The sequence below is a fragment of the Spirosoma sp. KNUC1025 genome (assembly GCF_045160025.1).
Classification (GTDB): Bacteria; Bacteroidota; Bacteroidia; order Cytophagales; family Spirosomataceae; genus Spirosoma.
The window spans coordinates 3,202,534-3,220,347 of sequence record NZ_CP087139.1 but is presented as its reverse complement, the minus strand read 5'-3'; the positions used below and the strand labels follow the sequence as shown (position 1 = coordinate 3,220,347).

Below are 17,814 nucleotides of genomic sequence, written 5' to 3'. Positions count from 1 at the left end.
CTGAATTTGGTAGCAAGGGGGTGTAAAATGGACTATCTAGCGGGTTGATCTGGACATATTAGCCGGTTACCTTTGCCGAAAAAAAGACTGTGAAGCATATCACCATAGTTGTCCCCGACGGTCGGAATAACCTGAGCAGTATTGTTGGGGCGTACGAATTGTTTACAGAAGCGAACGCATATTGGAAGGCAACTGGCCGGAATGATCTGTACACCATCGAACTAGCGGGTATTTCTCCGACTGTGGACTTCGACGGTAATTTGTTTACCGTAAAGCCTCACACCCACGTTGCCGCTATTGCCAAAACCAACCTCATCGTTATCCCGTCCCTGAATCACAACGTACAGGAAGCGATGGCGGGTAACGACACGCTAATCGACTGGATTGTCAGACAGTATAAGGGCGGAGCCGAAATAGCTACCATCTGTACTGGAGTCTTTATGCTGGCCTCCGCCGGTTTGCTCGATGGGCGAATGTGTTCCACGCACTGGGCGGCTGCCGATACGTTCCGGCAACTGTTTCCGGACGTAAAACTTCAACCCGATAAACTCATAACCGACGAAAAAGGCATTTACACAAACGGTGGCGCCTATTCGTTTCTCAACCTGTTAATCTATCTGATCGAAAAATACTACGACCGACAAACGGCCATTTATTGCTCCAAGTTATTCCAGATAGAGATAGACCGGCAAAGCCAGTCAGCCTTTACCATCTTTACTGGCCAGAAACAGCACGGAGACGACCTGGTGAAAAAGGCGCAGGATTACATTGAAAGCAACATTCAGGATAAAATCTCCATTGACTATTTGTCAAATTTATTCGCCGTGGGCCGACGAAACTTTGACCGGCGATTCAGCAAAGCAACGGGTAATACGCCCATTGAATATGCCCAGCGGGTAAAAATTGAATCGGCTAAAAAAGCGTTTGAATCCACCCGAAAAACCATCAACGAGGTGATGTATGAAGTAGGCTATTCAGATGTAAAAGCGTTTCGTGAAGTATTCCGAAAAATCACGGGCATGTCGCCGATTGAATATAAAGCAAAGTATAACAAAGAAGCCTGGCAATAAGCAAGTTAATGTTCATCACGTTCACAACGACAAGTAGCTACATGCCGTATGTATGGTGCGTTTATAGAATAGTTTAGTTTGCCTAAGCTTGCCTGCCGCAGGTATGCTACTACAGTGTTTGTAGCATACCTGCGGCAGGCAAGTTGGTCATCATTACTTTTAAAGCTATAAACATCGGATCGCTACGCGATCAACTCAAACCCGGATGCAGGGTGATTATCTACCTGCGCGTTTGACGATAATCTTACCTATCCTCTCCCGGCAATTCCGAACGGGAATGCTTATTAATTTTTAAAATAATGCCCCATCGCCAAATCGGCCAGCAGACCGGGGTGGGTAGGTTCCCAGGCAAGTTGTGCTCTGGTTTTTGTGCTGGTTGCCGGGCTGTCGAAACCAATGAAACGGCTCATCCACTCGAAATGGTTAGCTGCTTCTTCAGGCGGCATCGACACAACGGGTACGTTCAGATGCCCGCCAATCACTTCGGCTATTTCCCGAACAGGAATTCCTTCGTCGGCGATGCCATTATATCTGGCGCCGATGGCTCCTTTCTCCAACGCCAGCCTAAAAAGATGAGCCGCGTCCAGCCGATGCACAGCAGGCCAGCGATTGCTTCCATCACCCACGTAGGCCGACACGCCTTTTTTTCGGGCCATATTGATAATGAAAGGCACAAAACCGTAGTCGCCGATGTCGTGAACGGAGGGGGCTAACCGAATGACCGACGCATGTACACCCGCTTCGGCAAGCGCCATGGCCGCTGCTTCTGAAGCACGAGCAGAGGCCGGCGCCGGATCGTCTTCGGTACTGAAGTTTCCATCGGTACGTAAGCCTAATATACCGCCGGTCACAACAATCGGTCGTTTGGAACCTGCCAAAACGGAGCCCATTGCTTCAATTGCACGTTTATCGGTTTCAGAAGCGGCTACGTAATTTGAAAAATCATGGATGAACGCCGTATGAATCACGCCATCGGCGTCAGCGGCACCTTCTTTTAAACTGTCGAGGTCTTCCAGACTCCCTCTCAACACTTCAGCGCCAGCCTGAGTGAGCGACTGGGCTGATTTTTCTGAACGGGCCAGGCCAACGACCTGATGCCCGGCATTCACTAATTCCTGTACGACAGCGGAGCCAATAAACCCGGAGGCTCCCGTTACGAATACGCGCATATAGTTTTTCTTTTGTTGGTCATACAAAACTAACGGGACGTACTGCTTCAGAACGAGGACATTTGACTCAATTTTCTGAGGACATTTTTACCGTATTTTTTGTTTTATTTCATGAATATTTCTTCTCTCATCATGTTTGACGAATTTGAACGCTACATCCGCCAATACGAACCTGGGCTTACCAGGGAGCAAATGCAATTAATCCGCTCGAAGTCTGTTCTGAAAAAAGTACGCAGAAGACAGGTGTTATTGCACGAAGGTGAGGTTTGTCAGCATAAAATATTCGTACTGCGGGGCTTGCTCAGAACCTATGGTACAGCAAACGATGGTAGTGAATACGTTATGAAATTCACCCCTGAATATGAGTGGATTACCGACCCGGACAGTTATTTCAATCGAACGCCTTCTGAATTAAATATTGACGCAATAGAAGCCAGTGACGTGGTTCTGTGGAGTCACGACGATTTTGAAGCCCTGCGGACGGTTATTCCAGAAATAAATACGCTCTCAGAAAAGCTGATAACCCAGAATATGGGCGTCACCCAGAAGCGAATTCTACTAAATATTAGCGCCAACGCGGAGGAAAAATACCAGTATTTCATAGCTACTTATCCTGATATTCTTCGGCGGGTACCCCTGCATATGGTAGCTTCTTACCTGGGCGTATCCCGCGAAACGCTCACCCGAATCCGGCAGGGACAGGCGGTAGCGGCAAAAAGCTAATTACTGATTGAAGCCGGTGGAACGGGAAGGGTGGTGTCAGATTCTCCAACCTGACACCACCCTTCCCGTTCTGCCGATATAAAGAACGTAAATTCAACATCATTTAATTGGCCGGTGTGTAGGGCTTGCCGATGACGAGTTTATCGCCTGACAGGTCGGCTTCGAACAGATGAGGAACCCGAACGGTACGTCCATTTACGCTTTTATGGCTATGAATGGACATGAGCAGTTTACCGTCCAGCGTGCGGAACAACATACCATGCCCGTAATTGAGGGGCGTAATGGGGTCTTTTTCCTGAACCCAAGGACCATCTAACGTACCACTTTTTGAATAAGCAACACCCTGGGTATAAACGTCATAGATCCAGCTCGTCCAGATCATGCCCAGGCGTCCGGTTTTCGTTTGGAATAAATAAGGACCATCCGTGACTTTATTTGGCCGGTCATTGCCGTTGTCGTCTTTCTCCCGGCTCCAGGGCGAATCACTGGCCCGAAACAACACCTTACCCGTACCGATCGAGCCACTTAAATCGGGCTTCAATTCGATTTTTTCGATGGTTCCGTTCATATTCTGTAGCCACTCGTAGCAATAGACCATGTAAGGTTTCCCGTTTTTATCAACCCAAAAAGTGCCATCGAGGGTAGGCTTATCGGCGGGCAGATAGGTAGGATCATTCATCGGTACGTATGGACCATCGGGCTTATCGCTGACCAGTATGTGACTGGCCCGACGTTCGATTGCCCTGCCTTTAACGGTATCAATCTTGACGGCCCGGTTGGTGAACGTAGCAAAATAGTAGTATTTATTTTTGTACGGCTGGATTTCGGCCGCCCAGATCATCGGCGTAGGCCCCATCCAGGAGTTCGGATCCGTTTTCGTTACCTTATAGGGACCATCCCAAAGCTTCAGATCTTTACTTTTCCAAAGCATCCCTCCGGTTCCGGTCATGTAGTACATACCTGTTTGTCGATCAGCCAGAATAAACGGGTCGCTCAACGTAATGGAATCCAGCGGTACATTTGTTCTGACTTCCCGTACCCGGCTTTCCTGCGCTTTCAGGGTGAACACAAACAATAAGCAGTTTACTAAAGTCAACCAATTACTTTTCATGAATTGTCGAGGGTTTCAGGTTGGAGGTGTACTGGTTTTGGGTACGCTGGAAAGCATTCACAGACACCCCCAAAAGCATTTCCAGTAGCGATTATACCTCAACCTACCCTATCCGGCAAAGAAAACGCACAGAATACAAGGCGGGGCTGGACGAATAAAAAAAGCCACCCCTTTCGAGGCAGCTTTTTTTATTGACGTACTATTAATTACCCGTTTTGATAAACGGCGGCAAATTCTTTGGCGAAATCGTCTAGCTTTACGTGCCCCAGGGTTGGCTTGTGCTGTTCATAATCTTCCAGTAATGCCCCACTATGCAGACTGCCTCCTAATTCGACAAAATTGTCGATTACGTGCGGAGGCAATCCCCGCTTTTCCATGCCCGCTCTCATTTGCTCGTTCGTCAGTACTACCCATTGTAAATCTGGCTTGCCAATGGCATTCCCTATTATGTGGGCAACCTCGCTGGCGGTAAGCTCGTCGCTGACAACGTAGCGTATGGTTTCGCTACCTGCGGGTTTTATCAGTTCCTCAGCAGCTACGGCAGCAATGTCGACGGGGGCTACCAGCACCATTTTATCATCGCCACCGTAGTTTGTGCCAATAAAACCGGCACCTTTTATCATATCGATAAAGCCGAACAGGTTATAGTAGAAATAACCCGCACGCAGGTGCGTAATGGCTACGTCGGTCAGCTTATCCAGAATCGTTTCGGCAAAGTGAGCACCAAGGATATAACCAGTGCCTTTGTCAAGATGTGCACCGTAACTGCTCAGATTTACCAGCCGTTTTACACCTGTCTGGTTAATCGCCTGTACGTAGTTGGCGCTGATCCGGCGGTAATACGCTACCTGATCTGCTTCAGCGAAGTTGGGCGGGACCATGGTAAATACGGCGTCGGCACCGGAAAAGGTCGTGATCAGAAAATCAATGTCTTCTAACGATCCAATGGCCGCTATTGCTCCAAGGGCTTCGATATCCTTTTGCTTTTCGGCCTTGCTGCTGATGACCGTAACCGAATGCCCCTGATGTACTAATTCTTCCGTAAGTGGTTTGCCGATATGTCCTAAAGAACCCGTTACTACAATTTTCATAAACACGTTGGTTTGTTTTACATAACAAAGGTCCGTGTTTATGAACGCAGACATGTAGCTGAATCTATGCTTGTTGTAGCCGTTTCATTACCGCCTGTACGACTTAAAAAGCGTCTCGTGGTGTCGGGTTTGAGAACCCGACACCACGAGAACTCAATTGAAGGAACGCCGGAAATCAAGGGGCGAAAGGGTCGTTTTGTTTTTAAACAATTTGCTGAACGACTGCGAATGCTCAAACCCCAATTCGTAGGCAATTTCACTGACCGACAGATCGGTGGTGGATAATTTCTCCTTTGCTTTTTCAATCAGCTTATCATGAATGTGCTGCTGCGTACTTTGCCCGGTCAATACCTTCAGCAGAGTACTCAAATAGTTAGGCGATACGTTTAAGGCATCGGAAATATACTGAACCGTAGGCAGTCCCTTCGTGGCCAGTTCATCGCCACTAAAATAGTCCGTCAGCAACTCTTCCAGCCGATTGAGGATGCGATGGTTTGAAATTTTTCGGGTGATGAACTGCCGATGGTAGAACCGATCCGAATACGTCAGTAGCAGTTCCAGCTGGGCAATGATGACGTTCTGGCTAAACTGATCGATGTTGGAGTGATACTCCTGCTGAATACCCTGCATAATCCCGGTGATGGTCGTTTCTTCTTTCTCCGAAAGAAACAAAGCTTCGTGGACCGCATAATCAAAGAACTCGTATTGCTTTATCGCTTTGGCTAAGGGCGTATTCCATAAAAAATCGGGGTGCACCAGCAGCATCCAGCCCGATGGCTGAACGGGCGAATCCCTTTCTACTTCAATTCGGAATACCTGCCCCGGTGCCATGAAGAACATGATGCCTTCGTTGAAATCGTATTCCTGCTGACCGTACTTCATCCGGACATTGAGATTCCGTTTCAGAGCAACGGAGTAAAAGTCCTTGACCAGATTCGCTTCATGGGGAGGTGCCTGCTGAACAGACGACATATCGATCACACTGATGAGGGGGTGCTCCGGTTTTGGTAAGCCCCTGTACTGATGAAATTCGGTGATCGTTTTAAACCGAAGGGGTCCTGTGCCAGCCATAGTATAAGGTGTCTGTTTTTAGTTGAAGTCGATAGCAACTGCCTTTCCAAACCGATCAGCGTTACGTTACCCGTTGTCGGTTTGTGGCGATACTAATCCTTCATTTGCTACACAAAGGTCTGTATTTCTGAATGCTGGTGTGTAGCTGAATCTACGGTTGTTGTAGCCGTTTCGTTTTGAATGAAAAGTAAACACACCTCCCTGTCAGGCAATTGGTACGGGTATGGTTCTATCATTCAACGCAGAAACAGTCGCTCCTCTTCGTGGTCGAGGTAATAAAGATGCTTACGGACAATGTCTTCGTCGAGGGTCATGGAGTGTCGGTTTTTATCGACCAGCCACTGCCGTTGCCGGTCCAGAATATGCTGGTAAAGGTCTTTGACCGGCTCACTGAGCGTAAACGCTTCATCGCCCGCTAGTTTGCGGGAACTGTGATCCATTAGCTTTTTGTAAACGGGCTGTTTCAGTTCGGCCTCACTCAGGTTTTCGCGCATGTACTGCACGGCCAGGGCAGCAAGCTCTTTTTCAATGAACGCATCGACCTTCTCTTCCGGCTTGGTATAATCCCGTTCCACAAAACCGAATTTTCTAATGATCGTGGGCAACGTAAGACCCTGAACAACAAGGGTCAGCAGAATTACAACGAACGTAATGAACAGGATCAGGTTACGTTGCGGAAAAGCAGCTCCGTTGCCCATATGAATGGGGATGGACAAGGCGGCTGCCAGCGAGACCACCCCTCGCATACCGGTCCACCCCAGGAACAGGGGCGACGCCCAGCCCGGATTTGAGCTGTCAGCAACGGTTATGAAGTTTCGCATTATCAGGGTTGTGACGACGGCCCCATAGCAGGAGATAATCCGGACAACAATCAAGGCCACCGTAATGAGTACGCCATAGCTAATCGCTTCCTTAATGCTGGTATGGCCCAGCCCGGAAACAATTTGCGGCAGATCGAGCCCGATCAGGATAAAGACAAGTCCGTTCAGGATAAAGGACGTACTTTCCCAAAAATTGAAGCCTCTTATTCTGGATCGGCCGCTCAAAAATTCGTATCGGTTGTAGGACATCAGCAGCCCACCACATACCACCCCCAGTACCCCCGAGCTATGCGCGCTTTCGGCGGCAATGTACAGGGCGTAGGGCGTAAGAATGGACAGGGCCATATCGATATTGACGTCCGTAGGGAGCAGTTTATGAATTTTCATCAACAGCCAGCCAACCAGCAGACCGATGCCTACGCCACCAATCACCATCCACAAAAAACTAAGCGAGGCATCCCGCACATCAAACGTACCGGTAGATACAGCTATCAGCGCAAACTGAAAGATAATCAGCGAGGACGCGTCGTTGAGCAGACTTTCGCCCTCCAGAATAGACGAAATACGCTTGGGGACTTTAACGAATTTCATGATGGCAGCCGCGCTGATCGCGTCGGGGGGCGACACGATGCCGCCCAGCAAAAAACCCAGCGCCAGCGTAAAGCCGGGAATATAATGACGGGCAATCAGAGCTGTGCTGAAGGCCGTAACAAAGACAACCAGAAAGGCAAACGAAAGAATGATACGTCGCCATTTCCAGAGTTCTTTCCAGGAAACGGACCAGGCAGCCTCGTACAGCAGCGGAGGCAAAAAGATGATGAAGATCAGCTCCGGGTCCATGTCGAGCATCGGTACGCCGGGGACAAAGCTTATGGCCAGCCCAGCCACGACCAGCAGCACCGGATAAGCCACTTTTATTTTCTGAGCCAGGATGATCAACAGCAACATGACCAGCACCATCCCCAGATAAAACGTAACCTGTTCAAGCATCTTTATAAAAATTAGGGTACAGTTGGTGCCAAAGCCATATAATAACACAAGTTCTATATGCTTTTAAACCAGTCAGATTTGATGAGAACTTTCTCTACTAATTCAACTTCAATCCCAAGTTTCAATTCTTTTAATTTTTCAGCAAGGTCATTTCCATCCATTAAATCAATCGGAGGGGCGCCGTCTCGAGAAGCTTCTCGTTTTGCCTCTCTCGAAAAATTACCAGTAGTTATAATTAATCCTTTATCAGCACGCCCTACCATTGCACCTCTAAAGTCTCTTACGATTGATGGCGATACTGTTCCTTTATACCTTTTGGCTTGGAAAATTACATGAAATGATAAAACACCGCCAAGCCGCAGTGTTTCTCTTCCATCAATTCCACCATCGTTTGATCGTCCGGTTACCTCAACATTTTGAAATCCAAGTTCACGTAATAGGCGCTGACATAGGCGCTCAAAGGCAGACGGGCTAATTTTTTGAAGTTCTTCGATTAATTGCTCTTGCCAGGAGTATTTCTGTAGTTCTTCGTCTACTTCAGCCTCGCCCGGAATATCGTTTGATTTTGTTTTGCCCTTAAGTCGTTGTTGCCTGTCTTCCGAAACAATTTTTCTTTTAACTGTCTCCTGGTCTACTAAAGGTGTTTTTAAACCGCTCTCCGTCAAAGCCCAAACACCACGGGATGAATTTTCTAAAAGTCCATATCGCTTTAAATAATTTCGGGCCCAAGCCAGGCGATAAGATAGTTTGCTAGTATTGCCTCTATGGATTTCGTTTACTTGATCGTCTGTCAGCCTTAAGTTCTTCGCAACCTCTTCTTCAATTTCTTCTATTGAACCTGAGCCCCCCAGATTATGTAGAGCCGCTAATGTCGGATTGAGTAAGTCGTCGTGTTTATACTTGAATAGTTCTGGCATGAAGGCGTGTGGAAGTTTATGCTAACTTCCAAATATACACAACTCAATTGCGGCAATCTACTTCCTGGTAAATGAAGTAGATCAAGAACTTTGTTTCGTTTATTTCGTTTATTATACTTGTACAAAGTTCAGAAACCTATGGAAGCCGTTGTTGAAAGACCCACTTTACAGGACCAGCAGGTAGCTCGCGAATCACTTCCGTTGTTTACAAAGGCAATCGCCCAGAAAGAGCCGGAGCAGGGAGGTATTCAAATTCAGGCTAATTCATTATCAATCACCATACCTGATAAAGCGTTGCATCTACTAGCCGTCATCCTATCTAGTATGGCTCAGGGAAAGGCGATTTCCCTTATCCCCTCCGATTCAGAAATTAGTACGCAGCAAGCAGCTGATATGCTGAACGTATCAAGACCGCACGTAGTCAAACTACTAAAGGCAGGGATGATACCGTTTAAGAAAGTGGGGAGTCACCGACGTATTTTGCTGGAGGATTTATTGATTTATGCCAACCAGCAAAAGGAGACGCGCCAAGAAAATCTACAGTTTTTAACCCAACAGGCGCAGGAACTTAACCTGGGTTACGAATGATTCAATTTTCAAAGCTTACAGCCCTGCTGGATGCCTGCGTGCTTTACCCTGCTCCAATACGTGATTTATTGCTGCACTTGGCGGATGCCGGGCTATATATGCCTAAATGGACAGACAGAATTCACGAAGAATGGACTCGAAATTTATTGCTCAATCGGCCTGACTTAACTGCCGACCAACTTCTACGGACAACCAGAGCAATGAACAGTGCTTTTCCAGATGCAACCGTTCACTATTATGAAGCTCTGATGAATTCTCTCAATTTGCCTGATCCAGACGATTGTCATATACTGGCGGCCGCCATACTTGGTCAGGTGCAAGTCATTGTGACGGCTAATCTCAAAGATTTCCCCAATGACTATTTAAGTCAATACGACATAGAAGCTCAGCATCCTGATGAGTTTATCACCGCTCTGTTTGAGCTTCATCCAGAAGCCGTAACACAAGCTTTTTATTCACAAGTAGCTAATTTAAAAAATCCCCCGAAGACCGCTCGGGAAGTCATCCAGACTTTACGAAAAGCCGGACTGGAAAAAACGGCAGATGGCCTCGCGTTTTCATTACCACAATGATTCATTCACTTTCTACTTCTCCGCTACCCACACTTTATACGGGTAAGTTCCCCGGTTGCCGAAGGTGTAGAAGGGGATGGCGGTGAACGTTACGGGCTTTGCGTTTTTATCAGTGGCCTGTCCTGTAATTACGTTGACGCCGTTCAGCAAGTCGGGTTTGTAGGTTAGTTTCAGGGACGTAGTAGCAGGCAGGGTGAGGTCGTTCAGGCTGGGGTTGTCGAGGCTTTCCAGTCCGTAGACGATAGGGCCGGATGCCAGCGCGACCTTGCCTTTGATGGTCTGAATCGAATCGCTGGGCGAAACAATCCGGGGCTGCATTGGCAGGCTCAATTCAATACGGTCGCCTTTTTTCCAGGTTCGGTTGATTGCTACGTAGCCGTTCTGCGGCTGCACCGCTACAGCTTTTCCGTTTACTTTCAACGTTGCTGGCTCCCCTACGGTAGACGTGTACAGGTTGAACGGATTTTCCTGACTGTGCGCCCAGCCCGGTATCCGAACCTTCACCGTAAACGCCCTGGTAGCCGCCGGATTCACGACAATCACCGACTCGCCTTTCCAGGGGTAATGCGTCACCTGCTTCAGGTTGACGCGGGTACCCGCTACGTTCAGGTCGGCCTGGCTACCGATGAACAGGTTCACATACGCAGCATCTTTGTCGTAGGCGTAGATGAAACCCGGCATGGCCGACACCATTTTCAACAACATGGGCGGGCAGCACGGGCAGCTATGCCAGGCCCAGCGTTTGTGATCGGTCGCCACCAGCGGGTTCTCGTAGAAATAATGATCGCCCTTGAGCGATACGCTGGATAGCAGATTGTTGTACAGCACCCGTTCCAGTTCGTCGATGTATTTGCCGTCGGCTTCCAGCTCGTTCATCCGCTGACTGAAAAACGCCGAACCAATGGCCGCGCAGGATTCCAGATAGGCCGACTCGGGCATGAAAAAGTTCTTGCCAAAGCGTTCACCGTCAGCGATAGCCCCTTCGCCCCCGGTGATGAACATCCGCTTGCCAATCATGTTGTCCCAATAGTTGTTGGCCGTTTCGACGTAACGTGGGTCGTTGTTTTCCAGCGCCGTAGCCGCTACGCCCGTTGCCAGCAACGTAGCGCGGACAGCATGGCCTTCGATGGTTTTCTGCTGAAAGACCGACATATGGTCCTGGTTGTACGACTCATCACTTTTGCGGGCATACTGACCATTTTTATCGCCGTAATTGCCCCGGTTCTCAATCCAGAACGTAGCGAGTTGGTAGTAGTGCTTTTCATCGACCGGCACGCTCATTTTCGCTTTTAGCGCCGGTTCGTCTTTAAACAACCAGTAAAGTTTCAGAATAGCTTCCTCAGGTCCGCCGTGTCCGGGTATTACGTTCTTTTTGGGCGACGGTCCCATTTCCCGGTACATGTAGTTGCTGAATCGGGTCGCTACGTCGAGCAGCTTCGTTTTGCCCGTTGCTTTATAATAATGCACAGCGGCTTCGATCAGCATTCCGGCATTGTACACATCGTGCTGCCATTTATCATCTCCGCCATTGGTGCCCCACCGCTGATCGGGTTTTACCAGCGTCGTGTACGTATTCAGGTAACCGTCCGGGTCGGCAGCCTGCGCGGCAGCAATACGGTCGATGTAACCGTCGATTTTCTTTTCCAGTTTCGGGTCGGGGTATTCGGCCAGCAGGTCGGCGGCCCCGCGGATGGTTTCGTACACCAGGCCATCGTACCAGGGCGGACCGTCGTGGTTGCCCGTGTTTTTTTTACCCTGCGCCACAAGGTCAAAGTTCAGAAAGGCGTTACGTGTCCGGCCAAGTTTGGCTTTCTCCTCAATCAGGTCTTTGCGGTCGGGTTCGTAGGTCCCTTCCAGTTTATCAAATACGTCGTACACCGTTTTGGCATCCCAAACCTTCAGTTTAGGACTCCAGAAGAGGTCGTTCACACTCACCTGCTCAAGCTTCAGCGGATGAATAATGTGGGTGCGGGTTTGAGCCGACTGTGCATTGATTCCCTGCGCCGATAGGGTCAGAGAAATAATGCCGAGGAGTAGGGAGCGTTTTACGATCATCATACCCGATAAAGCCGCTCGACCAGCATTTTTAATGAGTACGCCAGATAAATAAAAAGCAGGCTCCGGAGGTTAATACACCGACGCCTGCTTTTAAAACCAGATGGCCCGCATCAGGTCGGCGGATTCATTCTACTGAATGTGGCTTTCAGGTCGTCGGGTGTTGCCGTGGCCATTGCTTCGCTAAAGCCGTACGTTATTTCGGTTTTTCCTTGTTTCAACTGGTCAAAAACGGCATCGATAAAGCCACTCACGGGTGGCGCCTGATCGTGTAGCCCTTTGCCGCCCAGATCGGTATTGAGGGCGGGCGGAATCAGCTCGATTACGTCAATACCTCTAGCACTCAGCGCATACCGTAATGACAGCGTAAAGGAGTGAAAAAATGCTTTGGTAGCCGAATAAACCGGCACTTTAGCTAGCGGCACAAACGATAGCCCCGATGTTACGTTCAGGACGGCCGTCAGCGAGGGCAGGTTAATAAACAACGACGTCAGATGCAGCGGTGCTTCGATATTCACGGTGATTTCGGCTCTCGCCCGTTCCATAAAGTCGGCATCGGTAATGGACATCCACTGCTGAATACCGGCGTTGTTGACCAGTACGTTCAGATCGGGGTGTTCGTCGGCAATCCACTGATAAAGCGCCTGCCGTTCGTCGGCTACGGATAAATCGCAGACGCAAGTGACGACTGACGGAAATTTATCGGTCAGGTCGCGAAGTATTTCTTCCCGTCGGCCACAAACAATGACGGTGTTATTTTCCTGAATAAATCGCTCCGTTAGCCCCAGGCCAATTCCCGATGCGCCACCCGTAATCAGGATTTTGTTGTTCGATAAATTCATTGTGTCGATGCAAAAATGTTCGGTAAGTGAGACTAGTTAAAAAGTTTATGGCATAAGTCGACGGGCCGTTTATCACCTACAGCTTCGGAAATACGTACCAGAGCGCCCCGACAATGACAGCCTCTATGATCCACATATACAAGGTGTTGTAGCTAACAATCCGACGAATCAGAAAATGAAAACCTGCTGCCCCGAGAGCGATGGGAATCCCGAAAATAAACTGGAGCACATTGTTTTCCGGGGCCGGGTGCACGATGCCATATCCGATCATAATTACCCCTACCAGCGCAAGCAGCATAAGCGGAGTAACGACGTCAAATACTTTTACGAAATTCATCGTTCATTTTCTGTTTAGGTACGTAATAATGCACGAAAGCTGTGGTCAGCTACGGCTATTGATTAGCTTGCGGATGGATAGCCAATCCGATACTTTACCAACAGCAGTCCATTATCGTAGGCTTTGGAACTAATCAACTGAAGATCGGCCCTGCTTTTACTCGACCCAAACAGGCGAACACCATCGCCCAGAACAACCGGATTCAGTTTGATGCTCAGCTCGTCGATCAATTGAGCTTCCAGCAGTTTACCCGCCAGTTCGCCACCGCCACATAACCAGATGGGCTTTCCTTCCTGCGCTTTTAGCTCCCTGACAAATTCGATTTCGTTCTCGCTGATAATCTGAATGCGCTCGCCCGGCTCGAACGTGACTGTTTTCGAGAACACATAATTCATCAGATCCGGGTTAATCTGGGTATAGGCTGGTTCGCCTTTTTTCAGGCCATAGGCGTACCCCCATTCGTATGTATGGCGCCCCATCAGCACGGCACCGTACGTTTTAATACGCTCCAGAAAATCGGCAACAAACTCGCCTTCGGATAAGAAGCCGCCTATCGAGCCATCTGTATGGGCAATGAAGTTATCGACGGAAGCGGCAACGTCATAAATTAATGGTCGCATGGGTTACGTTCATCCTGGGGCTTGTTAGCTCACAACAAAACCGCGGGGGTATGGTACCCGCCACAGTAAAAAGAACCCGTTCTTTCCTGATTTGTTTGTCAGCGGGTAGTTGCTTCAGCCGCCTGGAGGGGAGCCGTTACGTTTGGGTCTGCTTACCACCCGGCCCCCTGAAGGGGGAGGCTTCTGGGGCTGGATTTCTCCCCCTTCAGGGGGCCGGGTGGCGATAGCAAGACGTTTAAACCGGTAAGTGCGCTATTACGTAATGTCCTGCTTACCTGTTTCCGCTCTCTAAGCCTGTAGGAATTTGCCGATTTCTATACTCTTCCGGGTCTTCTTCGGTCAGTTCCCGTTCGTTTGCGCTAACCCGGTATAATTATAAATTCCAGATAAATATAATGAAAAGAATAATAAATCTAATTTATTAAATATTTCAGTTTTTAATTATTATAAATAAATCTCCCACAAAATATTATCTCACAAATAGTGATATTGAAACTATTTTATTTCGGTTAATTATCCGTTAAATTTGATCTCGAAAACTCCTTCTTAACTTAAATTAACAAACTAAGCTAGTCTATGAGGCAAATCTTACTATCAGGATTTGGATGTCTGCTTATTTTGATGTCTACAACAGTGTGGGCTCAGAATCGAACGGTTTCGGGTAAAGTAACCTCGGCCGAAGATGGTAGCGTTCTACCGGGTGTCAACGTCGTGCTGAAAGGCACGTCGAGCGGTATAGTGACCGATGCCAATGGTACCTATAAAATTATCGTTCCGTCGGCTAACGCTACGTTAGTCTTCTCGTTCATTGGGCACAAGACCACCGAAGAACCCGTTAATGGCCGGTCCGTGATCGACCTTGCGCTGGTGGGCGATACCAAACAGCTGTCGGAGATTGTCGTAACCGCGCAGGGGATTCTTAAAACACGTAACGAACTCTCGTATGCCGCGCAGACCGTTGGTGGCGATGCCATCAGCAACACACGTGATGCCAACTTCGTGAACGCACTCTCCGGAAAAGTAGCGGGGGTACAAATCCAGAAAAACAACAGTCTGGGCGGTTCGACGGGTATCGTGATACGTGGCTGGAAATCGTTGAATGGCTCCAACCAGGCCCTTTTTGTGGTCGATGGAGTACCTATCGACAACTCTACAAACAATGCCTCACGCACGAGCCGGGGTACAGCCGGGTACGACTACGGTAACGCCGGAGCCGACGTCAACCCGGATGATATTGAGTCGACAACCATCCTGAAAGGGCCTGCAGCTACAGCCCTGTACGGTTCACGTGCATCCAACGGGGTTGTGTTCATTACCACGAAAAAAGGCCGCAAAAAAGGACTGGGTGTTACCATAAACACGGGCGTTACGTTCAGCAATGCCGACAGAAGCACCTTTCCCAGATACCAGCATCAGTACGGCGGTGGCTACGGTAAATACTACGGTCCAACGGGAGATGGTTATTTTGACCAGGCCGATGTTGATGGTGATGGGAAGCCTGACAACATTGTGCCTACGTATGAAGATGCTTCGGTAGGCGCTCCCTTTGATCCAAACCTCCTGGTTTATCAATGGAATGCCTTTGGTGATCCAACCTCGCCAACGTACCGGAAAGCAACACCCTGGGTAGCCGCAGCCAACGACCCATTTTCGTATTTTGAACAGGGCGTAACGACCAACAACAGTGTTACCATCGACGGGGGCAACGACAAGGGCTTTTTCAAGCTGGGGTATACGCTGAACAAAGACAAAGGGATTCAGCCCAATAGCCAGCTCAAAAAAGACTACCTCAACTTCAGTGCCTCGTACGAAATTGCGAAACGCTTAACCGCTACGGCCGCGATCAACTTTACCAATGTGGAAGGTAAGGGTCGGTATGCGCAGGGCTACGGCGGCAACAATAACATTTCCAGCTTTCGCGAGTGGTGGGAAATGAACGTAGACATTAAAGAGCAGGAAGCCGCTTACAAACGTACCGGCCAGAACATTACGTGGAACTGGGCCAGCGGCCTGCCCAACAAAACAGGTATCATTTACTGGGACAACCCGTATTTTGCCGCCTACGAAAACGCCCCCAACGATAGCCGCCTGCGGTATCTGGGCTATACCAAACTGGATTACAAAATCACCGACTGGCTGAATGCCATGGGCCGGGTTTCGCTGGATTCGTATACGCAGATTCAGGAAGAACGTACCGCAGTAGGTAGCATCGTGTATCCACAGGGGCGCTACGTCCGCCGTGACCTGTCGTTTAAAGAATACAACTACGACTTTTTGCTGACGGCGAATAAAAACCTGACGCCGAATCTGTCGGCGAAAGCGGCTGCGGGTATCAACATCCGGAAAACGCAGCAGAATGGAGTCAGCTCACAAACCAATGGCGGCCTTGTTGTTCCGAAAATCTACGCGCTGTCGAACTCCGTAAACGCCATTGAAGCGCCAAACGAAAAGGATTATTACCTGAACAAGCAGGTAAATGGCTTTTTTGCGGATGCGGAAGTTGGCTATAAGGAGTTTATCTATTTGAACGGCTCGTTCAGACGTGACGTCGCTTCGTCGTTGCCAGTGGGTAACAATGCCTACAACTACGGTCAGATTTCAACCAGCTTCGTGTTCTCCAAATTTGTTCAGGAGAATCCCATCTTTACGTTTGGTAAGTTACGGTTGAATTACGCCGAAGTGGGAGCTGATGCGCCCTTCAACGCCCTGGCCGACCTGTACGACAAGCCAACTGCGTTTGGTTCGGTTCCCCTCTTCTCGGTACCGGGCACGAAAAACAACAACAACCTGAAGCCCGAACGGACCAAGAGTTACGAAGCAGGTATCGAAACCTCGTTTCTGGATGGACGCATCGGTCTGGACGTAACGTATTTCAATTCGCAGTCGGTCGATCAGATCATTCCGGTTACGGTTTCGACCGCAACGGGCTACAACTCGAAGTATGTGAACGCGGGTGTTCTGGAAAACAAAGGCTGGGAAGTTTCCTTAACCGGTACGCCCGTTAAAGCTGGCGCTTTCAAATGGGATGTCAACCTGAACTGGACGCGTATCCGCAACAAAGTGGCCAAACTATACGACAACGTAACCAATTTCGCGCTGCCCAACGGCGATTTCCAGGCCAGCGGCTCATCGAACGCCCCCCTGGGCAAAAGCTATGGTACGCTTTACGGAACGGATTACATCTACACCAACGGGCAGCGTACGGTTGATGCCACAACAGGCCGTTATCTGAGAACGACCACCACGACCAACGAAATCGGGAATATCAACCCAAAATGGACGGGTGGTTTGCAGAATACCTTCAGCTATAAAAACGTATCACTTGGGTTCCTGCTCGATGCCAAACAGGGTGGTGATATTCTGTCGATTGATATGTACTATGGGCTGGCTACGGGCCTTTACGAAGAAAGCGCCGGTCTGAACGAACTTGGCAAACCGGTTCGGAGCGCCGTTGCTGATGGGGGTGGTATCCTGCTGCCGGGCGTTAATCCGGATGGAAATGTCAACAAGACTCGCCTGAATATGCTCGATTACCCACAGGCCGGTACATTGACCATCGGACCAACGCACCAGTTTGTGTACGATGCGAGCTATGTCAAACTACGTGAAGTGATATTTACCTACTCGTTACCCGCTGCGCTGATAACGAAACTCAATCCGTTACGTAGTCTGTCTTTCTCAGCGGTTGGCCGTAACCTGTGGATCATCCACAAAAACATTCCGTACGCCGATCCTGAAGATAACCTCGGAGCAGGTAACATTCAGGGCGTACAGGTTGGTAGCTTGCCAAACGTACGGACGGTCGGTTTTAACATCAAAGCAACATTCTAATTCTGC

At 49.0% G+C, this 17,814-nt stretch carries 15 protein-coding genes; 5 read left to right on the top strand and 10 right to left on the bottom strand.

Annotated elements, in window-relative coordinates; translation table 11 throughout:
- Nucleotides 1-89 precede the first annotated feature (89 nt).
- Complete coding sequence (locus LN737_RS13925; RefSeq protein ID WP_405519781.1) at nt 90-1,070, top strand: GlxA family transcriptional regulator; 981 nt, start codon at nt 90-92, stop codon at nt 1,068-1,070.
- A 284-nt stretch (nt 1,071-1,354) separates the two neighbouring features.
- Here LN737_RS13925 and LN737_RS13920 read toward each other — a convergent pair whose 3' ends face one another.
- Nucleotides 1,355-2,239: an SDR family oxidoreductase gene (locus LN737_RS13920; RefSeq protein WP_405519779.1), complete on the bottom strand. Its 885-nt coding sequence runs from the start codon at nt 2,237-2,239 to the stop codon at nt 1,355-1,357.
- 111 nt (nt 2,240-2,350) lie between these two features.
- On the opposite strand from LN737_RS13920, the gene LN737_RS13915 reads away from it, so the two are divergent.
- Entirely contained in the window at nt 2,351-2,962 is a 612-nt protein-coding gene (locus tag LN737_RS13915; protein WP_405519777.1) for a Crp/Fnr family transcriptional regulator, read from the top strand.
- Between the two features lie 103 nt (nt 2,963-3,065).
- Here the strand turns inward: LN737_RS13915 and LN737_RS13910 are convergent, their stop codons facing one another.
- From LN737_RS13910 to LN737_RS13890, 5 genes are all read right to left on the bottom strand, one after another.
- Nucleotides 3,066-4,073 (bottom strand): glycoside hydrolase family 43 protein, encoded by a 1,008-nt coding sequence (locus LN737_RS13910; protein WP_405519776.1) that lies wholly within the window; start codon nt 4,071-4,073, stop codon nt 3,066-3,068.
- Between the two features lie 206 nt (nt 4,074-4,279).
- Nucleotides 4,280-5,164, bottom strand: coding sequence for an NAD(P)H-binding protein (locus LN737_RS13905; protein ID WP_405519774.1), 885 nt, complete (start codon nt 5,162-5,164; stop codon nt 4,280-4,282).
- A 153-nt stretch (nt 5,165-5,317) separates the two neighbouring features.
- Nucleotides 5,318-6,235, bottom strand: a complete 918-nt coding sequence (locus LN737_RS13900; protein ID WP_405519772.1) for an AraC family transcriptional regulator — start codon at nt 6,233-6,235, stop codon at nt 5,318-5,320.
- A 236-nt stretch (nt 6,236-6,471) separates the two neighbouring features.
- Nucleotides 6,472-8,046 (bottom strand): Na+/H+ antiporter, encoded by a 1,575-nt coding sequence (locus LN737_RS13895; protein ID WP_405519771.1) that lies wholly within the window; start codon nt 8,044-8,046, stop codon nt 6,472-6,474.
- 53 nt (nt 8,047-8,099) lie between these two features.
- A complete protein-coding gene (locus LN737_RS13890; RefSeq protein WP_405519769.1) occupies nt 8,100-8,963 on the bottom strand; it encodes a restriction endonuclease in 864 nt (287 codons plus the stop codon).
- A gap of 138 nt (nt 8,964-9,101) precedes the next feature.
- Between LN737_RS13890 and LN737_RS13885 the strand changes: the two genes are divergently transcribed.
- Nucleotides 9,102-9,551: an excisionase family DNA-binding protein gene (locus LN737_RS13885; RefSeq protein WP_405519767.1), complete on the top strand. Its 450-nt coding sequence runs from the start codon at nt 9,102-9,104 to the stop codon at nt 9,549-9,551.
- Nucleotides 9,548-10,123 carry a PIN domain-containing protein gene (locus LN737_RS13880; protein WP_405519765.1) on the top strand — a complete coding sequence of 192 codons (576 nt, stop codon included), beginning with the start codon at nt 9,548-9,550 and terminating at the stop codon, nt 10,121-10,123. The genes LN737_RS13885 and LN737_RS13880 overlap by 4 nt, the downstream gene beginning before the upstream one ends.
- 12 nt (nt 10,124-10,135) lie before the next feature.
- On the opposite strand, the gene LN737_RS13875 is transcribed toward LN737_RS13880, so the two are convergent.
- From LN737_RS13875 to LN737_RS13860, 4 genes are all read right to left on the bottom strand, one after another.
- Nucleotides 10,136-12,181, bottom strand: a complete 2,046-nt coding sequence (locus tag LN737_RS13875) for a glycoside hydrolase family 127 protein (protein WP_405519763.1) — start codon at nt 12,179-12,181, stop codon at nt 10,136-10,138.
- A gap of 110 nt (nt 12,182-12,291) precedes the next feature.
- Complete coding sequence (locus tag LN737_RS13870) at nt 12,292-13,020, bottom strand: SDR family oxidoreductase (protein WP_405519761.1); 729 nt, start codon at nt 13,018-13,020, stop codon at nt 12,292-12,294.
- Nucleotides 13,021-13,096: 76 nt separating this feature from the next.
- Entirely contained in the window at nt 13,097-13,357 is a 261-nt protein-coding gene (locus tag LN737_RS13865; RefSeq protein ID WP_405519759.1) for a hypothetical protein, read from the bottom strand.
- Between the two features lie 62 nt (nt 13,358-13,419).
- Nucleotides 13,420-13,977, bottom strand: a complete 558-nt coding sequence (locus LN737_RS13860; protein WP_405519757.1) for a dihydrofolate reductase family protein — start codon at nt 13,975-13,977, stop codon at nt 13,420-13,422.
- Nucleotides 13,978-14,598: 621 nt separating this feature from the next.
- On the opposite strand from LN737_RS13860, the gene LN737_RS13855 reads away from it, so the two are divergent.
- The gene (locus LN737_RS13855; protein ID WP_405519756.1) at nt 14,599-17,808 is read left to right on the top strand and encodes a SusC/RagA family TonB-linked outer membrane protein; all 3,210 of its coding nucleotides are present in this window, start codon (nt 14,599-14,601) and stop codon (nt 17,806-17,808) included.
- The last annotated feature ends 6 nt before the right edge of the window (nt 17,809-17,814 follow it).

Excerpts from the sequence above, each read along its gene's own strand:
- LN737_RS13920 (WP_405519779.1), bottom strand. The coding sequence starts at position 2,239 with ATGCGCGTATTCGTAACGGGAGCCTCCGGGTTTATTGGCTCCGCTGTC.
- LN737_RS13915 (WP_405519777.1), top strand. The coding sequence starts at position 2,351 with ATGAATATTTCTTCTCTCATCATGTTTGACGAATTTGAACGCTACATC.
- LN737_RS13910 (WP_405519776.1), bottom strand. The coding sequence starts at position 4,073 with ATGAAAAGTAATTGGTTGACTTTAGTAAACTGCTTATTGTTTGTGTTC.
- LN737_RS13905 (WP_405519774.1), bottom strand. The coding sequence starts at position 5,164 with ATGAAAATTGTAGTAACGGGTTCTTTAGGACATATCGGCAAACCACTT.
- LN737_RS13900 (WP_405519772.1), bottom strand. The coding sequence starts at position 6,235 with ATGGCTGGCACAGGACCCCTTCGGTTTAAAACGATCACCGAATTTCAT.
- LN737_RS13895 (WP_405519771.1), bottom strand. The coding sequence starts at position 8,046 with ATGCTTGAACAGGTTACGTTTTATCTGGGGATGGTGCTGGTCATGTTG.
- LN737_RS13890 (WP_405519769.1), bottom strand. The coding sequence starts at position 8,963 with ATGCCAGAACTATTCAAGTATAAACACGACGACTTACTCAATCCGACA.
- LN737_RS13885 (WP_405519767.1), top strand. The coding sequence starts at position 9,102 with ATGGAAGCCGTTGTTGAAAGACCCACTTTACAGGACCAGCAGGTAGCT.
- LN737_RS13880 (WP_405519765.1), top strand. The coding sequence starts at position 9,548 with ATGATTCAATTTTCAAAGCTTACAGCCCTGCTGGATGCCTGCGTGCTT.
- LN737_RS13875 (WP_405519763.1), bottom strand. The coding sequence starts at position 12,181 with ATGATGATCGTAAAACGCTCCCTACTCCTCGGCATTATTTCTCTGACC.
- LN737_RS13870 (WP_405519761.1), bottom strand. The coding sequence starts at position 13,020 with ATGAATTTATCGAACAACAAAATCCTGATTACGGGTGGCGCATCGGGA.
- LN737_RS13865 (WP_405519759.1), bottom strand. The coding sequence starts at position 13,357 with ATGAATTTCGTAAAAGTATTTGACGTCGTTACTCCGCTTATGCTGCTT.
- LN737_RS13860 (WP_405519757.1), bottom strand. The coding sequence starts at position 13,977 with ATGCGACCATTAATTTATGACGTTGCCGCTTCCGTCGATAACTTCATT.
- LN737_RS13855 (WP_405519756.1), top strand. The coding sequence starts at position 14,599 with ATGTCTACAACAGTGTGGGCTCAGAATCGAACGGTTTCGGGTAAAGTA.